This is a genomic window from Herbaspirillum sp. WGmk3 (assembly GCF_023952535.1).
GTDB lineage: Bacteria > Pseudomonadota > Gammaproteobacteria > Burkholderiales > Burkholderiaceae_D > Herbaspirillum > Herbaspirillum huttiense.
The window spans coordinates 17,906-36,074 of sequence record NZ_JAKYWT010000010.1; the positions used below are offsets into that span (position 1 = coordinate 17,906).

Sequence of the window (18,169 nt, forward strand, 5' to 3'; positions counted from 1 at the left end):
GCCGGCGCGCCATCGCTGCTGGATGACGTGAAGCTATTGGCAAATTTTCAGTGCGGCTCGCAGCCGGCTACTTGCTGCTCGACTGCGCCGCGAAGGTCAGCTTGGGATAACCCGCCATGCGTGCCGCCTCCATCACGTTGACCACGGTCTGGTGCGTGGCCAGCGCGTCGGCATTGATGATGATGACCGGATCGGCCTTGCTGCCACTGCTGCGCACTGCAGCCTGCATCTCTTCCGACAGCCCCTGCGCATCCCGCGCGGCGATGCGCTTGTTGTTGATGGCGTAGCGGCCATTGGCGTCGATGGCGATGTTGATCTCGAAGGGCTGTTCCAGCGCCTTCTGGGCATCGGCCGTGGGCAACGTGACCTGCAGGGCGGTGAACTTGCTGTAGGTGGTGGTCACCATCAGGAAGATCACGATCACCAGCAGCACGTCGATGAAGGGGATCAGGTTGATCTCCAGGTCCTCGCGGGGACGGCCCTTGCGGAAGTTCATGCGGTTCTCCGTCGTCCAGGATCAGCGGCGCACATCGTGGACGATGTCCACGAACTTGACGGCCTGCTGCTCCATATCAACCACGAAGCCGTCGACCTGGGCGCGGAAGTGGCGATAGAACACCAGCGCCGGCATCGCAATGGCCAGGCCGAAACCGGTGTTGTAGAGCGCAATGGAGATACCGTGCGCCAGCTGCGCCGGATTGGTTCCGGCGGCGTTCTGCGAGGCGAAGATCTCGATCATCCCGACCACGGTGCCAAAGAGGCCCATGAGCGGCGCCAGCGAAGCGATCGTACCCAGCGTGGTCAGGAAGCGTTCCAGGCGATGCGCGGCGGCCTGGCCGGCTTCCTCGATGGCTTCCTTCATCACTTCGCGCGGGGCATCGACGTTGCGCAGGCCGGCGGCCAGCACCTGGCCCAGCGGCGAATTCTGTTCCAGCTTGTCGATGACGTCCTCGTTGACGCGTCCGCTCTGGTAGACCCGGACCACTTCGCCCAGCAGGTCCGGCGGCAGGATGCGTGCGCGGCGCAGGTAGGCCAGTCTTTCGATGACCAGCGCCAGGCCGATGATGGAAGCGATCAGCAAGGGCCAGATCGGCCAGCCGGCGGCGAGGATGATGGCGAGCAAAACGTACTCCTAAGAAATGCGGATGAGCGGTGAATCTGGTGCAGCCGGCGGCCCTTGTCCGGCACGCCCGTTTCTGCGGTGCAGAATGTAGCCGGTTGCGCGCGGCTCGGCAAGCGCAGCCAGCTTGGCTTTACAATGCGGCATTGTATCGCCCCTGGAGTCCCCGCGTCCCATGCCTGCCGACAAGTTCCCGCCCTTCCCCGCTGCCCGCCCGCGTCCGGAGGCCATGCCGGCCGCCGCTACCGACGGCGGCCCACCCATCCTGACCGTCTCCGGCCTGAACCAGGCGGTGGCGCGCATGCTGGAGCGCAATTTCCCGCTGATCTGGGTCAAGGGCGAGATTTCCAATTTCACCCGCGCGGCCTCCGGCCACTGGTATTTCAACCTCAAGGATGACGGGGCGCAGGTGCGTGCGGTCATGTTCAAGGGCCGCGCGCAATACGCCGGCTTCATGCCGCGCGAAGGCGACAAGGTCGAAGTGCGCACCCTGGTGACGCTCTACGCGCCGCGCGGGGATTACCAGCTTAACGTGGAAGCCATCCGCCGCTCCGGCGTGGGCGACCTCTACGCCGCCTTCGTGCAGCTGAAGGAAAGACTGGAACGCGAAGGCCTGTTCGACCGCGACCGCAAGCGCGCCCTGCCGGGCTTCCCGCGCCGCATCGGCATCGTCACCAGCCCACAGGCCGCCGCTTTGCGCGATGTGCTGACCACCCTGCGTCGCCGCGCCCCGCATGTGGAAGTGATCCTCTACGCCACGCCCGTGCAGGGCGAAGGCTCGGCCCAGCGCATCGCCAATGCCATCCGCACCGCCTCCGCGCGCGCCGAATGCGATGTGCTGCTGGTGTGCCGTGGCGGCGGCAGCATTGAGGACCTGTGGTCCTTCAATGAAGAAGTGGTGGCGCGCGCCATCGTGGAGACCAGCATGCCGGTGATTTCCGGTGTCGGCCATGAAACCGATTTCACCATCGCCGACTTCGCCGCCGACCTGCGTGCCCCCACCCCCACGGCGGCCGCCGAGCTGGCCGCCAATGCGCGCGAGGACTGGCTGGCTGAACTGCGCGGCCACGCCAATGACCTCACGCGCGCCCTGCGCCGCAACCTGACCGAAAAAGCGCAGACCGTGGACTGGCTCTCGCGCCGCCTGGTCAACCCGAGTGCGTATATACAGCATGAGCGCGTCAAGCTGGCCGCGCTGCAAACCCGGCTCGCCCACGCCACCCGCGTGCCGCTGACCCGCATGCGCCATCGCCTGCAGCAACTCGCCACCCATCTGTCGCACCAGATTCCCGACACCGCCCACGCCCGGCGCGACCTGCTGGACCTGACGCGACGCCTGCAAGGAGCGCAGGCCGCCCGGCAGTTGCGCCAGCGGCAGGCGCTGGCGGGGCTGAGTACGCAGCTCGAACTACTCAATCCGCAGCGCACGCTGGAGCGCGGCTACGCCATCGTCAGCGACCGCCAGGGCCGTGTATTGCACGCCCCGGCCGAGCTGGCCGCCCGCAGCGAGGTCACCATCCGCCTGGCCGAAGGCAGTGCCGAGGTCGGCATTGCCAGCGTGCAGCCACGGCTGGATTGAGGCGATGCTGTCGCCCTGCTTGACAGCTGTGGCAGACTTTTTTGGCATAAGCATTTTCCGGCGCAATACAGCGCAGCGCGCCGTATTACGGGTGGGACCATCGGAAGCCAGTGCGTGGATGAGCTGGAACGTCTTGCGGGGACTGGCATCTACGGTCTTGCCTGCGCCGGCGACCGGCGTCTCCCATTGGGAACCATTCGCATTGCCGCACTGGAGGCCGATGTGCGACTGAGGTGCGCCAGATTTGACCGAGTGCAAAGAATTGTCTTCCGCTTTAGAATCGCAGGTTCGGAAAAGACCCCTTCGTAGCAAACCAACAAGACTGAAAGGATTCATCATGGCACATACCCTTCCGGCACTGCCTTACGATCTGGACGCGCTGGCGCCCACGATTTCCAAGGAAACCCTGGAATATCACTATGGCAAGCACCATCAGACCTATGTGACCAACCTGAACAACCTGATCCCGGGTACCGAATTCGAACACCTGTCCCTGGAAGAGATCATCAAGAAATCTTCCGGTGGCATCTTCAACAACGCTGCCCAGGTGTGGAACCACACCTTCTACTGGAACGGCCTGACCCCCAAGGGCCAAGGCGCTCCGAGCGGCGCGCTGGCTGACGCCATCAACGCCAAGTGGGGTACTTTCGACGCCTTCAAGGCCGAGTTCACCAAGCAAGGCCTGGCCAACTTCGGTTCCGGCTGGACCTGGCTGGTCAAGAAGGCTGACGGTTCCCTGGACATCGTCAACACCACCGGCGCCGGTACCCCGCTGACCACCGACAGCAAGCCGCTGTTGACCGTGGACGTGTGGGAACACGCGTATTACATCGACTACCGCAATGCACGCGCCAAGTACGTCGAGAACTACTGGGGCATCATCAACTGGGACTTCGTGGCCAAGAACTTCGCTTGATCACCCTGCCTCCCGGCAAGAAAAAACCACGCGTGAGCGTGGTTTTTTTTCGTCTGGCGCAGCTGCCGCAACGGCCGCAGTGTTCAGGAAAAACGGTCCAGCACACTGTACCAGGCCACGCCTGCGGCAATGTAGAAGCGCTGCAAGCCATGCAGCGGAATGGGCTGGATGGTACTCACCGGGAAAGGAAACACGCTGCCCGCCTGACCGGTCAGGCGCTGTGCCAGACAGCGTCCCATGGTACTGGCCATGGCGATGCCACGGCCGTTGTAGCCCAATGCAATGCTCAGCCCGGCAGCGGGTTCATGTACGTGCGGCAGGAAGTCGCGCGTGATGGCCACCCGTCCTGACCAGCGGTAGTCGAACTCAACCCCGGCCAGTTGGGGAAACAGCAGGGCCACCGAGCGTTCCAGGTGGGCAAAATCGGCCGGTCCGCGCGGCTCGCGGAAGGGGCCGCGTCCGCCCATGAGCAGGCGGCCCTCTGCATCGCGCCGGTAATACAACAGCAAGCGGCGTGAATCCGAAGTGACCTCGCCCCCGGGCAAGATGCTTGCACCCAGCGCTGGCGGCAGCGGCCGGGTAGCGACGATGAAACTGTTGGCGGCAATGACCGATTGCCGCAGATGCGGCCACAGGTCATCGGTATAGCCATTGGTGGCCAGGACCACGCGCTCGGCGTCGATATGGGGACCCTGGGCGGCATGCAGGTGCCAGCCGTTGGTGCGGCGTTCCAGGCGCACCACGGGGGTGCCGCCATGGATGGCCACGCCCAGCCGCTGCGCCGCTTGCGCCAGGCCCCGGCAATACTTCAGGGGATGCAGGCTGCCTGCCCGCTCATCCTTCCATCCGCCGACATAGGCGCCGGTGCCGATGTGGCGCGCCACTTCTGCCCCATCCATCAACCGCGCCGGCGCGCCTTCAGCCATCCACTGCTGCGCACGTGCTTCCAGCGCACGCATCACCTTGGGCGAATGCGTGGGCTGGATCCAGCCGGAGCGCTGTGCTTCACAATCGATGCCGTGACGGCCGATCAGGTCGAATACCGTGTCGGCTGCCGAACCAATGGCTGCAATCAAAGGATCGGCTTTGGCGCTGCCAAACATGACCCGCAACTGGTCGGGATCGTACTTGAGGCCGGGGATGACCTGGCCGCCGTTGCGGCCGGATGCCCCCCAGCCAGGCGCACGGGCGTCCAGCACGCACACCGACACACCGGCCTCGGCCAGGTGCAGCGCAGTGGACAGCCCGGTATAGCCGGCGCCAACGATGGCCACGTCATAGCGCGCGCTGGCCTGCAGGGGCGGGGTCTCCAGCGGATCGCCGCCGGTGGCCGCCCACAGGGACGGCGTAAACGCCGCATTGGATTGCTGTGTCATGGCTCAGGTCTCGCTCTCATTTGCCGATCACGCGCCGCAGGAAATCCTGCGTACGCGCATGCTGCGGTTCAGACAGCACCTGGGCTGCCGCGCCGGATTCGACGATGCTGCCGCTGTGCAGGAAGCACACGCGGTCAGCCACCTCGCGCGCAAAACCCATCTCGTGCGTGACCACGATCATGGTCATGCCATCGGCGGCCAGCGTGCGCATCACCGCCAGGACCTCGCCCACCAGTTCGGGGTCCAGCGCCGAGGTCGGCTCGTCGAACAGGATCGCTTCGGGCTGCATGGCCAGCGAGCGTGCAATGGCCACGCGCTGCTGCTGGCCACCGGAGAGCTGCGAAGGATAGGCATCGCAGCGCGCGGCCAGGCCCACCTTGTCCAGCAGCGCCATGGCCTGTACCCGCGCCTGCTCACGCGGCACGCCATTGACGAAGACCGGCCCCTCGGTGACGTTTTCCAGCACCGTGCGATGCGGGAACAGGTTGAAGCGCTGGAACACCATCCCCACGCGGGTGCGCAAGCGATGGATGTCGGGACCATCGCGGTCGACGCGCTGGCCGTCGATGAAGATATCGCCGCGCTCGTAGGACTCCAGTGCGTTGATGCAACGCAGTACCGTGGACTTGCCCGAGCCGGACGGTCCGATCAGGCAGACGACCTCGCCCTCGGCCACGGACAGGGAAACATCCTTGAGCACTTCGTGCTGCCCGAAGCACTTCGAAATATGCTTGACCTCGATCATCGTGCCTTCCCCTTGCCGTGACGGATCTCCAGGCGGCGAATCACGAACACCAGCGGCAGGGACAACAGCAGATACAGCACTGCCACGGTGGTGTAGACCGTCATGTTCTGGAAGGTGCTGGAGGCGATCATCTGGCCGGCACGCGTCATTTCCAGCACCGTGATGGTGGACACCAGTGAGGAGTCCTTGAGCATCATCACCAGCGTATTGCCATAAGGCGGCAAGGCGATGCGGAAGGCCTGCGGCAGGATCACGCGGCGCATGATGAGCGGCCCGCGCATGCCGATCGACTGCGCCGCCTCGATCTGCCCCACATCCACTGCCTCGATACCGGCGCGGAAGTTCTCCGCCTGATAGGCCGAATAGGCGATGCCCAAACCGACCACACCCGCCTGGAAGGCCGAGAGCTGGATGCCAATGTCAGGCAGCACGAAGTAAATGTAGAACAGCTGCACGATGATCGGCAGCCCGCGGATGATGTTGATGACGGTGGCGCCAGCCAGTGCCACTGGCTTCAGGCGCGAGACCTTCATGAGGGCCAGCAGCAGTCCGATCACCGAACTGAGCAGGAAGGAGAGGATCGTGACTTCGACGGTGACCAGCGCTCCCTTGAGGAGGATGGGCAGGAAGTCCAGCACGGTTTGCACAAGCATGGGCGCAGAAGGGAGGCAGGTAGGGGAGCGGGCCGGCAAGGCGCCGGTGGAGCGGCGCCTCTTGGCGGAGGATGAAAACGGTGGACGCCCGGATCAGTTCAGCTTCCACTGCTCCACGATGCGTGCCAGCGTGCCATCGGCCTTGAGCTCGGCAATGGCCTTGTTCAAGCGTTCCATGAGCTTGGGGTCCCCCTTGCGGATGACCAGGCAGACGTCACCCATGAGCGTGGACTGGTATTCCTTGACCAGGCGCACCTGTGGATTGGCACCCTGCGACAGCTGGTAAGCCACGATGGGACGGTCGCCAAAGCCAGCCTTGATGCGGCCCAGGCCGACGTCACGCATCATGTCGGCCACCGAATCATAGGTCTTCACTTCCTTGAAGCCACCCTTCTTGTTCAGGGCATCCACAAAGACGGTGCCCACCTGTGCACCGACGATCTCGCCCTTGAGATCATCGAGGGTCTTGTAGCTCTTGGTGTCCTGGACATTGACGAACAGACCCTCACCATACGAATAGACCGGATCGCTGAAATCGACGATCTGGGCGCGCGCCTCGGTCTTCAACATCGCTGCGGCAATGATGTCGATCTTGTTTCCGGTCAGCGAAGGGATCAGCGCAGAAAAAGGTGTTTGCTGGATGTTGACCGCAAAACCGGCCTTGCTGCCCACGGCGGTGACGGTATCGACCATCATGCCCTGCAGCTTGTTGGTCTTGATGTCGAGGAAGGTGAACGGCACACCGGTGGAGGTCGCCCCCACGTTGTAGCTCGACTGCGCCATGGCGGGCGCGGCACCCAGCGTGGCGGCCAGGGCAACGCTGCCCAGCAGGTGTTTGAACAGGCAATGGAATGGCTTCATACAACTTCCCCTTTGGCGCGAGACCGCGACCAGGCGCGATCAGGATGGACGGCTGGAAGTCCGCGCGACGGTGCAAAACCCCTCGGCGGTGCGTGGACCTGCAAGGACTGCGGCGGCCCCTCTCGGAACCGGATGCTGCAACACCCGAAGCGGCCTCGCATCAGACTGCCCGGTATGGCCTCGATGCGCGGCATGCATATCAATATGACGCGTTGAAATAAGTATATTTAATTTACATGAATCGTCAATAGATATTTATGTATCGATATTCGATACGCATTGACCAAATTATCGTAAAATCAGAGCGATTACTCTTTTCCCACTTCACTCTTCCAGGAGCGCGCATGAACGAGCCCGACCAGACCGCCTCGGACCTGCTGTTCAATCAATCACTGGAAAAGGGGCTTGCAGTGCTGCGCGCCTTCGATGCCCAGCACCGCACGATGACGCTGGGCGACGTGGCCAGCGCCACCGGCATGTCCAAGAGTTCGGCTCAGCGCATGGTGCATACGCTGGAAATGCTGGGGTATGTCTGCAAGCATCCCAAGACGCGCCGCTACCAGCTCACGCCCAAGGTCATGGAGGTGGGATACAACTATCTGGCCGCCGACATCCTGGTGGACGTGGCCAACCCGTTTCTCTCGGAGCTGGCCAACATCACCGGTGAGACCGTCAACCTGACCGAGCCCTACGACTGCGAGATGGTCTATGTGGCGCGCTTCGTGGCCAGCAAATTCATCCCCATCCACATGCCCATCGGCAGCCGCATCCCGATGTACTGCACGGCTTCCGGCCGCGCCTACCTGAGCGGCCTCGACCCTGCCGAGGCACGCGCCATCCTGGCCGCCAGCGAGCGCACGCAGCACACGCCGCATACCCGGACCCACGTGGAAGACATCATGCAGTTGCTGGAGAGCAGCCGTGAACGCGGCTTTGCGAGCAACCGGGAAGAACTGTTCCTGGGGGACATGACCATCGCCGCCCCGGTGTTCAACAGCGAGCGCCGGCCGGTGGCGTCGGTTCATGTGGTTGCACCGACCAGCCGCTGGAATGTGGAAGATGCCGAGAAGAAGCTGGGTCCCCTGGTGCTGGAATGCGCGCGCGCCATTTCCAATTCGGTACGCACGCTGGTGTGAGCCTTGTGACACAATCACCGGTCACATTGATCACTTGCCCAACGGAGACCCTCATGGCCCACGTCACCCTGCACAACGCCGCCGGCTACGCCCAGGACATCAAGGCGCGTATCCACCAGCTCAAGTCCGACGAACCCGAAAGCAATGGCGGCAAGGACACCGGCCCCGCGCCCTATGAATTGCTGCTGGCCGCGCTGGCCTCTTGCACCTCGCTCACGCTGCGTATGTACGCCGACCGCAAGGGCTGGGACCTGGGCAGCATCTCGGTGGACGCCCACTTCGGGCGCGACGACAGCGGCCTGGAAACCATCACCCGCAAGATCAGCTTCGGCAATGCCCTGTCGCAAGAACAGCTCACGCGCCTGGCCGAGATCTGCGAAAAGACCCCGGTCACCAAGACCATCCGCCAGGGCACCGCGATTCAGACATCGATGGCGTAACCTGCGGCGCGCCAGGCATCGATGCCGCCCGTGAGCGGCCGCACGCGGGTATAGCCGCGCCGCATCAGCTGGCGCGCCACCATGGCCGCCGAGGCCTCGTTGGGACAGGCGCAATACACCACCACCTCACCCTCGACGGGACCATCGAAGACGAAGGTCTGGATCTCCTGGTTGGAAATCGTGACCGCACCCGGAATGCGGCCATCCTGCTGCGACATCGGCGAACGCACATCGATGATGGTGGGCGCATTGCCCTCTTCGAGCATGGTATTCAATTCATCCACTGAAATACGCGCCATCTCCAGCGACTTGCGGAAACGCCGGCGCTGCCACCATTTGTTGGCCACGAAGGCTGCCAGCGCCACGGCAATCATGAGCATGCCGTAATGGCCCAGTTGCGCCAGCACATTGAGCAGGTCATCCACGGCCGAGCTGAAGAGCGAACCGAGGAAAATCCCCAGTCCCGCCCACAGGGCGCTGCCCGCCGCATCCCACAGCAGGAAGCTGATGCGGCGCGTGCCCATGGTGCCGGAGAGCGCACTGGCAATCGAGGCGAAGCCCGGAATGAACTTGGCCAGCAAGAGCGAACGCGCGCCCCAGCGCAGGTAGATCGATTCGGTCTGGCGCACACAGGAGTCCGGCGAGAGCGAAATACGGCACAGGCGCGACATGATCTGGCGGCCGTAGCGGCGGCCGGCGAGATACCAGCAATAGTCGGCAATGAGCGCCGCACTCACCGCCAGCAGCAGCAACAGCGCCGGCGAGTAGCGTCCGGTCGCCGAGAGCGCACCGGTGATGATCAGCGTGGGATAGGCCGGCACCGGCGCGCCCAGCTGCTCGACCAGCACGTTGACGAAAACGAGGATCAGACCGTATTGCTCGATCAGGTGGTAGAGGGTGTCCATGGACGGGCTGCCTTGATGTCTCGCCGCCTGGGAGGCGACGACTGTTCCGCCGTGATGGCGGAGTGCAGGCTGCCATTATAGGCGTGTGGCCGGCCCCTCTGCTTGGACAAAACCGGCGCGCTCCACCCGCGTAAAAATGCGCCCGGCGCACCGTGAGATCACGGGCGGGCGGACGCAAACGAGGAAGACCTCGGAGAAATCAATCGCGCGCCGTGCTCACACCGCGTGCTTGGCCGCCGGTTCTGTGCGGCCTTCAGCCGAGCCGCCGCCGCCCTGCACCGACGGCCGGGTCCGTGCCAGAAATACCAGCACTGCCGCCACCAGCGAAGCCGCCGACAATGCATACAAGCCGCCCTGGATGGAACCGGTCTTCTGCTCCAGGTAACCGAAGGTAGCCGGTGCGAAGAAGCCGCCCAGGTTGCCCAGCGAATTGATCAGCGCCAGCACCGCTGCCGCAATGCGCGCGTCCAGATAAGCCTGCGGAATGGGCCAGAACAAGGACGAAGCCGCCTTGAAACCGATGCCGGCAAAGCACACCGCCACGAAGCCGATCACCGGACCGGCCGAAGCCGAGACCGCCATGCCGATGGCCGAAATCACCAGTGTGGTCGCCACCCAGAACTGCGGCTTCTTGTAGCGCGCGGCCAGCACGGCAAAGACATACATCGCCGCAATCGCCACAATCCACGGAATCGAGTTGAACAGGCCGACCTGGAAATCATTGAAATGGCCCATCTTCTTGATGATGGTCGGCAGCCAGAAAGTAGCGCCATAAATGGTCAGCTGGATGGCGAAATAAATCAGGCAGAACAGCACGATCTGCGGGTCACGCAACAAGGTCAGCGCCGATACGTGCGCTGGACGATTGGCGGCACGCTGCTCCTGTTCGGCCGCGATGACCGTGGCCAGCGCCTCGCGTTGTTCCGGCGAGAGCCACCTGGCATCGCGCGGCGTGGAGTCCAGCACCTTCCACACTACCACGCAGAACAGCATCGACGCACCGCCCTCGATGAGGAACATCCATTGCCAGCCATGCAGTCCGCCACCTTCAATCAACAGCAGCGCACCGGTGATCGGACCAGAGAGAATCGACGCAATTGCCGACCCCGACAGGAAAACGGCCATCGCCCGGCCACGCTCATGGTTGGGCAGCCATTGCGTGAAGTAATACACCACGCCGGGGAAGAAACCAGCCTCGGTCACGCCCAGCAAAAACCGCATGAAATAAAAGCTGGTCTCGCTATGCACGAAGGCCATGCAAGCCGCCACCAGGCCCCAGGTGAACATGATCCGCGTGAGCCAGGCGCGGGCCCCATAGCGTTGCAGCAGCATGTTGGAAGGGACTTCGAAGATGGCATAGCCGACGAAGAACAGCCCCGCGCCCAGGCCAAAGGCTGCTGCGCCGATGCCGAGATCGGTCGCGAGATGACTGCGCACGAAACCGATGTTGACGCGGTCGATGTAGTTGATGATGAACATGGCCACGAACAGCGGCAGGATGCGCCACTTGATCTTGCTCACCGCCGAGGTGAGGACCTGGTTCGCTGCGGGGGAGGACTGGGATGGATTCACGGGTTGTCTCCTCGGTTGAGCCCGTACTGCCGGTTGATGAAAGAAAGTGCAGGCCGCCGGCGCGTCGATCGCGCTCTTCTCGCAGCCTCGTCAAAAAAGATGAAGACCCTTGCTCAACGCACCAGGCAAGGTTTCTTGGGATCGAATTTCCAGCCAGGGATCAGGTATTGCATGGCCACCGCATCATCGCGCGCGCCCAGTCCCATGTTGCGGTAAGTCTGGTGCGCCGCCTCGACCTGCTCCATATCCAGCTCCACGCCCAGCCCCGGCCTGGCCGGCACCTTGACCTTGCCGCCGACGATCTGCAGCGGTTCACGCGTGAGACGCTGGCCGTCCTGCCAGATCCAGTGGGTATCGATGGCGGTGATCTTCCCGGGTGCGGCCGCGGCCACGTGAGTGAACATGGCCAGAGAAATATCGAAGTGGTTGTTCGAATGCGAACCCCAGGTCAGCCCCCATTCATGGCACATCTGCGCCACCCGCACCGAACCCTGCATGGTCCAGAAATGCGGATCGGCCAGCGGGATATCCACCGATTGCAGCGAGATCGCATGGCCCATCTGGCGCCAATCGGTCGCCACCATGTTGGTAGCGGTCTGCAGGCCGGTGGCACGGCGGAATTCGGCCATCACTTCGCGGCCCGAGTAGCCATCCTCAGCACCACAGGGATCTTCCGCATAGGCCAGCACATCATGCCGGTCGCGGCACAGGCGAATGGCATCCTTGAGCAGCCAGCCACCATTCGGATCGAGCGTGATGCGTGCCTTGGGGAAGCGCTCGGCCAGGGCGGTGACGGCGGCGATCTCCTCCTCGCCGCGCATCACGCCCCCCTTGAGCTTGAAGTCATTGAAGCCGTAACGCGCATAGGCCGCCTCGGCCAGGCGCACCACCGCCTCCGGCGTGAGCGCGGCTTCATGGCGCAGGCGCAGCCAGTCATCGTCCGCATCCGCCGCGGCCAGGTACGGCAGGTCAGTCTTGCGGCGATCGGCCACGTAGAACAGATACCCCAGCATCTCCACCTCATCGCGCTGCTGGCCCTCGCCCAGCAAGGCCGCCACCGGCACGTCGAGGAACTTGCCCAGCAGATCCAGCAGGGCCGCCTCCAGCGCGGTGACGGCGTGGATGGCGATGCGCAGGTCAAAGGTCTGCAGGCCGCGTCCACCCACATCGCGGTCGGCGAAAGCGGTACGCGCACGATTGAGGATGGCCTGCACATTGCCGATGGACTGGCCCACCACCAGCGAGCGCGCATCGTCGAGCGTCTGGCGGATACCCTCCCCGCCCGGCACTTCGCCCACGCCGGTGTTGCCGGCACTGTCGGTGAGGATGACGATATTGCGCGTGAAATACGGGCCATGCGCCCCCGAGAGGTTCAAGAGCATGCTGTCATGCCCGGCCACCGGGATGACGCGCATGTCGGTCACGCGCGGCGCGCCCTTGTGCTGGGATGGCGACGATGTCGGGGACGATGCGGAAGCTGGGTTCTGGGTCATGGCGGGTTTTCTCCGGAAACGGAAACGATCAGACTGCAAATTGGTAGCGGTACCAAATTTGAATTGAATGCATGGTAGCGGTACCAATTTTGACTGTCAATGGGGAAGCGTTGATTGCCTCAAGGCATCAGCACATCAGGAAGGATGAGGAAAGATCAGGAAAGATGAGGCGCTTCGGCGAAAACTCAGGCGCTGTCGCGCGCGATGATGGAGAAGCCGACATCGACAATACGCTCGCTCACCTCGCTGCCCGAGGCGCGCTCGATGATGAAGCGCGCGGCGCGCTGCCCGATGCCGGTGCCATCGATGCGCACCGTGGTCAGACGCGGCTGCAGGTCGCGCGAGAATTCCAGATCGCCGAAACCGACCACGGCCAGTTGGCCGGGAATGGCGATGCCGCGGCTCTGCGCTTCGATCATCACGCCCAGCGCCAGCAGGTCGGAGCTGCAGAAGATGGCATCCAGATCAGGCTGCGCCTGCAGCAGTTCGGCCAAGCCTTGGCGGCCTTGCCCCAGCGTAGTCGGGGCGACGACGTGATACATGGGAACCTCGCCCCTGCCCTGCTGCATGCCCAGCGCCGCGCACTCCTGCGCGAAGGCATTCATGCGCCGCTGGCTGCGCTCATCGCGTCCGCCCACCACGGCCACCTTGCGGCGTCCGCGCGCATGCAGGTAGCGCGCCACCTCGCGGCCGATGGCTTCGTGCGAGAAGCCCACCAGCATGTCGATGGGGGTCGGTGTCAGGTCCCAGGTCTCCACCACCGGGATACCGCTGGCCAGCAGCCGCTTGCGCGCTTCTGCCGAGCGCATGATGCCGGTCAGCACCACGCCATCGGGACGGCGCCCGATGATGGCTTCCAGCAGCGCATCTTCGCGCGAGTTCTCGTAGCCGCTCTGGCCCAGCATGACCTGGTAGCCGGCCGCGGCCAATGTTTCAGTGAGGGTATGGACGATTTCCTGGAACACCGGACCGATGACGGTCGGCACCACCACCGCCACCAAGCGGCTCTTGTTGGAGGCCAGTCCGCCGGCCAGCAGGTTGGGCACGTAACCGGTTTTCTCGACCGCCTCACGCACCTTCTGCAAGACCTTGGGCGAGACTGCCGACGGTGTATTGAGCGCACGCGATGCGGTGATCGGTGCCACGCCCGCCAGCTGCGCCACATCGCGCAGCGTGATGCCACCGGCGCTCTTGCGGGCAGCACGGCGGCGCGGTTCGGCGCTGTCGTCGTCGCGCTCGGCACTGGTGATTTGCATCGGAGAATCTGGAGGAGGCATACGCTTTTCGGACATGGCGGCATTCTAGCATTGCGGCTGGTAGCGTTACCAAGCTGGCAAGCTGGGCGTCAGCTTTGGCAGTTGCCTCGGACAGCGTCTCGGAAAGACGCAGTGGACGATGCGCATCGCCTCACCCGTCGCCGGGAAGAGCGAGGCAGACCGGCAAATGCCGCGCATGCATTATTGACTTGAATTCAACAATGATTTGTCCGTGCGGCACTTCAAGCGAAAAAGGAATTGTCCGATACTCAATCGCTCTGATCCTGATCGCCCCGGCAGCACTGGCCTGCCGGGCCTCATCATCAACGCAAAGGACAAGTCATGCACACCTCCACCCTCCCCGCCCTGGGCCTGGGCACCTTCCGTCTCAAGGACCAGCAGGTCATCGATTCGGTCCGCAACGGCCTGGACCTCGGCTATCGCCACATCGATACCGCGCAGATCTACGGCAACGAAGCCGAAGTCGGCCAAGCCATGGCCGACAGCGGCGTGGCCCGCGATGATCTCTTCGTGACCACCAAGATCTGGACCGAGAACCTCTCCCGCGACAAGCTCCTCCCCAGTCTCAAGGAAAGCCTGCACAAGCTGCGCCTCGATCAGGTCGACCTGACGCTGATCCATTGGCCTTCTCCCCAGAATGAACTGCCGGTGGCCGACTACCTTCAGGCACTGGCCGAGGCCAAGGCACAGGGGCTCACGCGCCTGATCGGCATTTCCAACTTCACCATCGCGCACATGGAGCAGGCCATCGCCGCCGTCGGTACGGAAGCCATTGCCACCAATCAGGTCGAGATCCATCCCTTCCTGCAGAACCGCAAGGTGATCGATTTTGCCCGTGCCAAGGGCATCCACCTGACAGCCTACATGCCGCTGGCGTATGGCAAGGTGATGGAGGACGCGACGCTGCTGGAGATCGCCGCCCGCCATGGAGTGTCGGCCGCACAAGTGGCGCTGGCCTGGTCGCTGCAGCAGGGCTTTGCGGTGATCCCCTCGTCGACGCGACGCGAGAACCTGGCCGCCAATTTGCAGGCGCAACGGTTGACGCTCTCCGAGGCGGAGATGCAGGCCATCGCTGCGCTCGACCGCGGCGAGCGGCTTGCCAATCCGGGATTTGCGCCGCAGTGGGATTGAACGCTGCTGCCCGCTGCGTGCAGCAGCAGAACGGATCAGGGCTTGCGCTGATCGCGGTTCTGCAACTGCAATTGCAGGCGCTCGATGGCACTGCCGACCGGGATGAAGAAGTTCATCCCGGCCAGTCCCTTGGCCCCCAGCCCGGCCACGGTGATGCCGATCACCTGGCCTGACTTGTCCAGCAAGGGACCGCCGCTGCTGCCCGGCAGGATCGCCACATCGCTCTGCAGGAAATCCAGATCGCGCACCTTGCGCACGCCACTGAGGATGCCGCGCGTGAGCGTGGTATTGAAGGCATCGCCCAGCGGAGAACCCAGCGCATACACATCCTCGCCGATGCCCGGCTCGCCCATGCGCAGCGGCATTGGCCGCACACCCGGCGCTTCGGTCTTGAGCAGCGCAATGTCACGCGCCGCATCCACCCGCACGACTTCAGCAAGCAGTTCTCGTCCAGTCGGCAGGCGCACCCGCACCGCGCGCGCCTGCCCGATCACATGCTGGTTCGTCAGCAGCCAGCCGGAACTGCCGATGTAGAAACCGGTACCGGAGCCGCGCTCGGTCAGCACCGTGACCACCGCCGAACGCAACTCCGGCATCACCCTGGCAATTTCGCCATTGCCCCGTTCGGCGGGCTGGTTGTCGATGGCCAGCGGGCTGCCTGCCGGCATGGCCTCCGGTGCGCGCGCAACGTCGCTGCCGGCACCGCCAATTGCAGCCGCGGCCACGCTGTCATAGGGCGATTGCAGCGCCAGCGCGAAGCGGGGATCGGCCAGCAGATTGCGTACCGCCGCGCCGAAGGCTTCCATCGGAATCGGCGGCACGCTGCCATCAAGACTGCGCTCACGCGAACGGAATACGCCTTCGCTCATGCCGCGATAGATCACCTTGCGCTGCTCCGGCGCAAACACCTGCCATTCCAGGCGGAGATAGGCCTCGCCGGTCCAGCTGTCGCCGCCCTTGGCGCAGAGATTGGTCTGGAACTGGCTGATGATCACGCCTACCTGGAGGTTGAAGTCGGCCGGCCGGGCGCGTTCGCGGGCAGCGTCTTGTTCCCGGAACAGCGGTTCGGCCGCGGACGCCGGCACCGGATAACCGTGCTGCTGCAGCTCGCTGCGAAAGCGCAGGAACAGCGCATTGGTCGGCAACATCACTTCGGCACTGTTCTGGTTCCAGACGATCTCGTTCCTGCGGGTACAGAACAGCCCGCCCTGCAGTTGCCCGATGATCTGGTTGCCCTGGCTGCCCTGCTCGAAGCGGCGCTGCGCAGCCGCCAGGTAGGCTGGCCGCGCGGCGGCTTGCCGCGGCATCAGCAGCGGGGTCTTGTCTTCAACGGCGGGCATGAGGGCTTCGGCGGCCTGCACGCCACGCATCAGGGAGAGAGTGCAAGCGAACAGCGCGAGCTGAAGAGGCAGCCGCGCCAGACGGCGCTGCAGGAGCAGCCGGAGAGTCTTGTTCATCATCGAGCTAGGAAAATGGGCCAGCGCCCCGGCTGGCGAAAGAGCGCATTCTGGCATGCTGCCGACGGTCTCCGCGATTGTCCCAAATGCCCGATATAGGAAAAAAAGGCCAGCTTCCACAAGAAAGCTGGCCTTCTCCAAAAGACACAGGTGAAATGATTTACGCGCTGGCCGGTTGCGGCTGCGCTCCCGGATGTCCCTTGATGCGCAACACCAGCACCGCGCCGATCAGACAGGCCACGCCCATCATGATCGACGACAGCGTGTAGTTGCCCAGCGTCGCCCGCATGTAGCCGGCCACCGTGGTGGCAGTAGCGGCGCCGAGCTGGTGCCCGGCCACGATCCAGCCGAACACGATGGGCGCGGCCAGGCGGCCGAAGACGTCATTGGCCAGGCGCACGGTCGGCGGCACGGTGGCGATCCAGTCCAGGCCATAGAAGATGGCGAAGATGGCCAGTCCGTAATACTGCAAGCCGAAGGCATACGGCAGGAAGATCAGCGCCAGTCCGCGCAGGCCGTAATACCAGAACAGCAGCACGCGCGGATTGTAGCGGTCCGAGAGCCAGCCCGAGAGCGTGGTACCGACCAGGTCCAGCATGCCCATGGCCGCCAGGATGGAAGCGCCTTTGACTTCATTGATGCCGTAGTCATTGCACATGGCGATGAACTGCGTGCCGATGTAGCCATTGGTGGAGAGCCCGCAGACGAAGAAGCTCATGAACAGCAGCCAGAAGTCCGGCATGCGCACCGACGTGCGCAACGCATCGAAGGCGATGGCCAACGGATTGCGCCTGGAGCGGCCATCATCGGCGGTCTCGCTGGTCTGGCCGAGCATCTTCTGGCCGATGGCCGCCGGGCCTTCCGGCAGCAGCAGCCATACCAGCGGAATGGCCAGCAGCGCCACCGCCGACACCAGGAAAGCCACCGAGCGCCAGCCGTAGCTGCCCACCATGGAGGCCATCAACGGCAGGAACACCATCTGCCCGGTAGCCGCACTGGCCGTCAGCAATCCCATGGCCAGGCCGCGCCGGGTCTCGAACCAGCGGCTGACGATGGTCGCGCCAAGGGTGTTGGCCGCCACGCCGGTACCGGCACCGACCAGCAAACCCCACGACAGCAGCATGTGCCAGGGCATGTGCATGAGGGTCGAGAGGGCCGTGCCGCTGGCCAGCAGCACCAGCGCCCCCAGCACCACGCGGCGGATGCCGAAGCGCTGCATGGCTGCCGCCGAGAACGGCCCGATCAGGCCATACAAGGCGATGTTGACCGAGATCACCACCGAGATGGTGGAGCGGTTCCAGCCGAACTCCTGCTCCAGCGGCAGGATCATCACCGAAGGCGTGGCGCGGATGCCGGCCGAACACAGCAGCACGAGGAAGATCACGCCCACCACCACCCAGGCATAGTGGAAGCGGGGCGTGACGGCGTTGGCCAGCGATTGGGTCAGTTTGTTCATGGCGATCCTGTCGGGAGGGCAGTGCGAGCTTGTTGGATGGGTGGGAGCGAAT

17 protein-coding genes are annotated in these 18,169 nt (G+C 64.1%); 5 read left to right on the forward strand and 12 right to left on the reverse strand.

Annotated features, from left to right (window positions below; all coding sequences use genetic code 11):
• Positions 1-67: 67 nt before the first annotated feature.
• Together MKD49_RS25175 and MKD49_RS25180 are read right to left on the reverse strand one after the other, a co-directional pair.
• Positions 68-496, reverse strand: a complete 429-nt coding sequence (locus MKD49_RS25175) for a biopolymer transporter ExbD (protein WP_034339343.1) — start codon at positions 494-496, stop codon at positions 68-70.
• Positions 497-517: 21 nt separating this feature from the next.
• On the reverse strand, positions 518-1,123 hold the full coding sequence (locus tag MKD49_RS25180; RefSeq protein WP_034339345.1) for a MotA/TolQ/ExbB proton channel family protein: 606 nt from the start codon (positions 1,121-1,123) through the stop codon (positions 518-520).
• Positions 1,124-1,295: 172 nt separating this feature from the next.
• On the opposite strand from MKD49_RS25180, the gene xseA reads away from it, so the two are divergent.
• Both xseA and sodB read left to right on the forward strand, forming a co-directional pair.
• A complete protein-coding gene (xseA, locus tag MKD49_RS25185; RefSeq protein WP_252697649.1) occupies positions 1,296-2,699 on the forward strand; it encodes an exodeoxyribonuclease VII large subunit in 1,404 nt (467 codons plus the stop codon).
• A gap of 337 nt (positions 2,700-3,036) precedes the next feature.
• Positions 3,037-3,615, forward strand: a complete 579-nt coding sequence (gene sodB / locus MKD49_RS25190; protein ID WP_252697650.1) for a superoxide dismutase [Fe] — start codon at positions 3,037-3,039, stop codon at positions 3,613-3,615.
• A gap of 83 nt (positions 3,616-3,698) precedes the next feature.
• On the opposite strand, the gene MKD49_RS25195 is transcribed toward sodB, so the two are convergent.
• The 4 genes from MKD49_RS25195 to MKD49_RS25210 all read right to left on the reverse strand — a co-directional run bounded on the left by MKD49_RS25195 (position 3,699) and on the right by MKD49_RS25210 (position 7,250).
• On the reverse strand, positions 3,699-4,991 hold the full coding sequence (locus MKD49_RS25195) for an FAD-binding oxidoreductase (protein ID WP_252697651.1): 1,293 nt from the start codon (positions 4,989-4,991) through the stop codon (positions 3,699-3,701).
• A gap of 16 nt (positions 4,992-5,007) precedes the next feature.
• Positions 5,008-5,736 (reverse strand): amino acid ABC transporter ATP-binding protein, encoded by a 729-nt coding sequence (locus MKD49_RS25200; protein WP_252697652.1) that lies wholly within the window; start codon positions 5,734-5,736, stop codon positions 5,008-5,010.
• A complete protein-coding gene (locus MKD49_RS25205; RefSeq protein WP_252697653.1) occupies positions 5,733-6,389 on the reverse strand; it encodes an amino acid ABC transporter permease in 657 nt (218 codons plus the stop codon). The genes MKD49_RS25200 and MKD49_RS25205 overlap by 4 nt, the downstream gene beginning before the upstream one ends.
• Before the next feature lie 93 nt (positions 6,390-6,482).
• Positions 6,483-7,250, reverse strand: a complete 768-nt coding sequence (locus MKD49_RS25210; protein ID WP_252697654.1) for an ABC transporter substrate-binding protein — start codon at positions 7,248-7,250, stop codon at positions 6,483-6,485.
• 344 nt (positions 7,251-7,594) lie between these two features.
• Here MKD49_RS25210 and MKD49_RS25215 point away from each other — a divergent pair, with 344 nt between their 5' ends.
• The gene (locus tag MKD49_RS25215; RefSeq protein WP_252697655.1) at positions 7,595-8,386 is read left to right on the forward strand and encodes an IclR family transcriptional regulator; all 792 of its coding nucleotides are present in this window, start codon (positions 7,595-7,597) and stop codon (positions 8,384-8,386) included.
• Between the two features lie 53 nt (positions 8,387-8,439).
• Entirely contained in the window at positions 8,440-8,826 is a 387-nt protein-coding gene (locus tag MKD49_RS25220; protein WP_088755225.1) for an OsmC family protein, read from the forward strand.
• On the opposite strand, the gene MKD49_RS25225 is transcribed toward MKD49_RS25220, so the two are convergent.
• The 4 genes from MKD49_RS25225 to MKD49_RS25240 form a co-directional block, all read right to left on the reverse strand.
• The gene (locus MKD49_RS25225) at positions 8,808-9,731 is read right to left on the reverse strand and encodes a DedA family protein/thiosulfate sulfurtransferase GlpE (RefSeq protein ID WP_134137116.1); all 924 of its coding nucleotides are present in this window, start codon (positions 9,729-9,731) and stop codon (positions 8,808-8,810) included. The two genes, MKD49_RS25220 and MKD49_RS25225, sit on opposite strands and share 19 nt — an antisense overlap.
• Before the next feature lie 216 nt (positions 9,732-9,947).
• Positions 9,948-11,303 (reverse strand): MFS transporter, encoded by a 1,356-nt coding sequence (locus tag MKD49_RS25230; RefSeq protein WP_252697656.1) that lies wholly within the window; start codon positions 11,301-11,303, stop codon positions 9,948-9,950.
• Positions 11,304-11,416: 113 nt separating this feature from the next.
• A complete protein-coding gene (gene gudD, locus MKD49_RS25235) occupies positions 11,417-12,796 on the reverse strand; it encodes a glucarate dehydratase (protein ID WP_256497823.1) in 1,380 nt (459 codons plus the stop codon).
• Positions 12,797-12,981: 185 nt separating this feature from the next.
• Entirely contained in the window at positions 12,982-14,052 is a 1,071-nt protein-coding gene (locus MKD49_RS25240) for a LacI family DNA-binding transcriptional regulator (RefSeq protein WP_121044057.1), read from the reverse strand.
• A gap of 342 nt (positions 14,053-14,394) precedes the next feature.
• Here MKD49_RS25240 and dkgB point away from each other — a divergent pair, with 342 nt between their 5' ends.
• Positions 14,395-15,204, forward strand: a complete 810-nt coding sequence (gene dkgB / locus MKD49_RS25245) for a 2,5-didehydrogluconate reductase DkgB (protein WP_252697657.1) — start codon at positions 14,395-14,397, stop codon at positions 15,202-15,204.
• 35 nt (positions 15,205-15,239) lie between these two features.
• Here the strand turns inward: dkgB and MKD49_RS25250 are convergent, their stop codons facing one another.
• Together MKD49_RS25250 and MKD49_RS25255 are read right to left on the reverse strand one after the other, a co-directional pair.
• Complete coding sequence (locus MKD49_RS25250) at positions 15,240-16,661, reverse strand: S1C family serine protease (RefSeq protein ID WP_252697658.1); 1,422 nt, start codon at positions 16,659-16,661, stop codon at positions 15,240-15,242.
• Between the two features lie 160 nt (positions 16,662-16,821).
• Positions 16,822-18,117 carry an MFS transporter gene (locus MKD49_RS25255; RefSeq protein ID WP_252697659.1) on the reverse strand — a complete coding sequence of 432 codons (1,296 nt, stop codon included), beginning with the start codon at positions 18,115-18,117 and terminating at the stop codon, positions 16,822-16,824.
• Positions 18,118-18,169: the final 52 nt, after the last annotated feature.

Excerpts from the sequence above, each read along its gene's own strand:
- MKD49_RS25175 (WP_034339343.1), bottom strand. The coding sequence starts at position 496 with ATGAACTTCCGCAAGGGCCGTCCCCGCGAGGACCTGGAGATCAACCTG.
- xseA (WP_252697649.1), top strand. The coding sequence starts at position 1,296 with ATGCCTGCCGACAAGTTCCCGCCCTTCCCCGCTGCCCGCCCGCGTCCG.
- sodB (WP_252697650.1), top strand. The coding sequence starts at position 3,037 with ATGGCACATACCCTTCCGGCACTGCCTTACGATCTGGACGCGCTGGCG.
- MKD49_RS25195 (WP_252697651.1), bottom strand. The coding sequence starts at position 4,991 with ATGACACAGCAATCCAATGCGGCGTTTACGCCGTCCCTGTGGGCGGCC.
- MKD49_RS25200 (WP_252697652.1), bottom strand. The coding sequence starts at position 5,736 with ATGATCGAGGTCAAGCATATTTCGAAGTGCTTCGGGCAGCACGAAGTG.
- MKD49_RS25205 (WP_252697653.1), bottom strand. The coding sequence starts at position 6,389 with ATGCTTGTGCAAACCGTGCTGGACTTCCTGCCCATCCTCCTCAAGGGA.
- MKD49_RS25210 (WP_252697654.1), bottom strand. The coding sequence starts at position 7,250 with ATGAAGCCATTCCATTGCCTGTTCAAACACCTGCTGGGCAGCGTTGCC.
- MKD49_RS25215 (WP_252697655.1), top strand. The coding sequence starts at position 7,595 with ATGAACGAGCCCGACCAGACCGCCTCGGACCTGCTGTTCAATCAATCA.
- MKD49_RS25220 (WP_088755225.1), top strand. The coding sequence starts at position 8,440 with ATGGCCCACGTCACCCTGCACAACGCCGCCGGCTACGCCCAGGACATC.
- MKD49_RS25225 (WP_134137116.1), bottom strand. The coding sequence starts at position 9,731 with ATGGACACCCTCTACCACCTGATCGAGCAATACGGTCTGATCCTCGTT.
- gudD (WP_256497823.1), bottom strand. The coding sequence starts at position 12,796 with ATGACCCAGAACCCAGCTTCCGCATCGTCCCCGACATCGTCGCCATCC.
- MKD49_RS25240 (WP_121044057.1), bottom strand. The coding sequence starts at position 14,052 with ATGCAAATCACCAGTGCCGAGCGCGACGACGACAGCGCCGAACCGCGC.
- dkgB (WP_252697657.1), top strand. The coding sequence starts at position 14,395 with ATGCACACCTCCACCCTCCCCGCCCTGGGCCTGGGCACCTTCCGTCTC.
- MKD49_RS25250 (WP_252697658.1), bottom strand. The coding sequence starts at position 16,661 with ATGAACAAGACTCTCCGGCTGCTCCTGCAGCGCCGTCTGGCGCGGCTG.
- MKD49_RS25255 (WP_252697659.1), bottom strand. The coding sequence starts at position 18,117 with ATGAACAAACTGACCCAATCGCTGGCCAACGCCGTCACGCCCCGCTTC.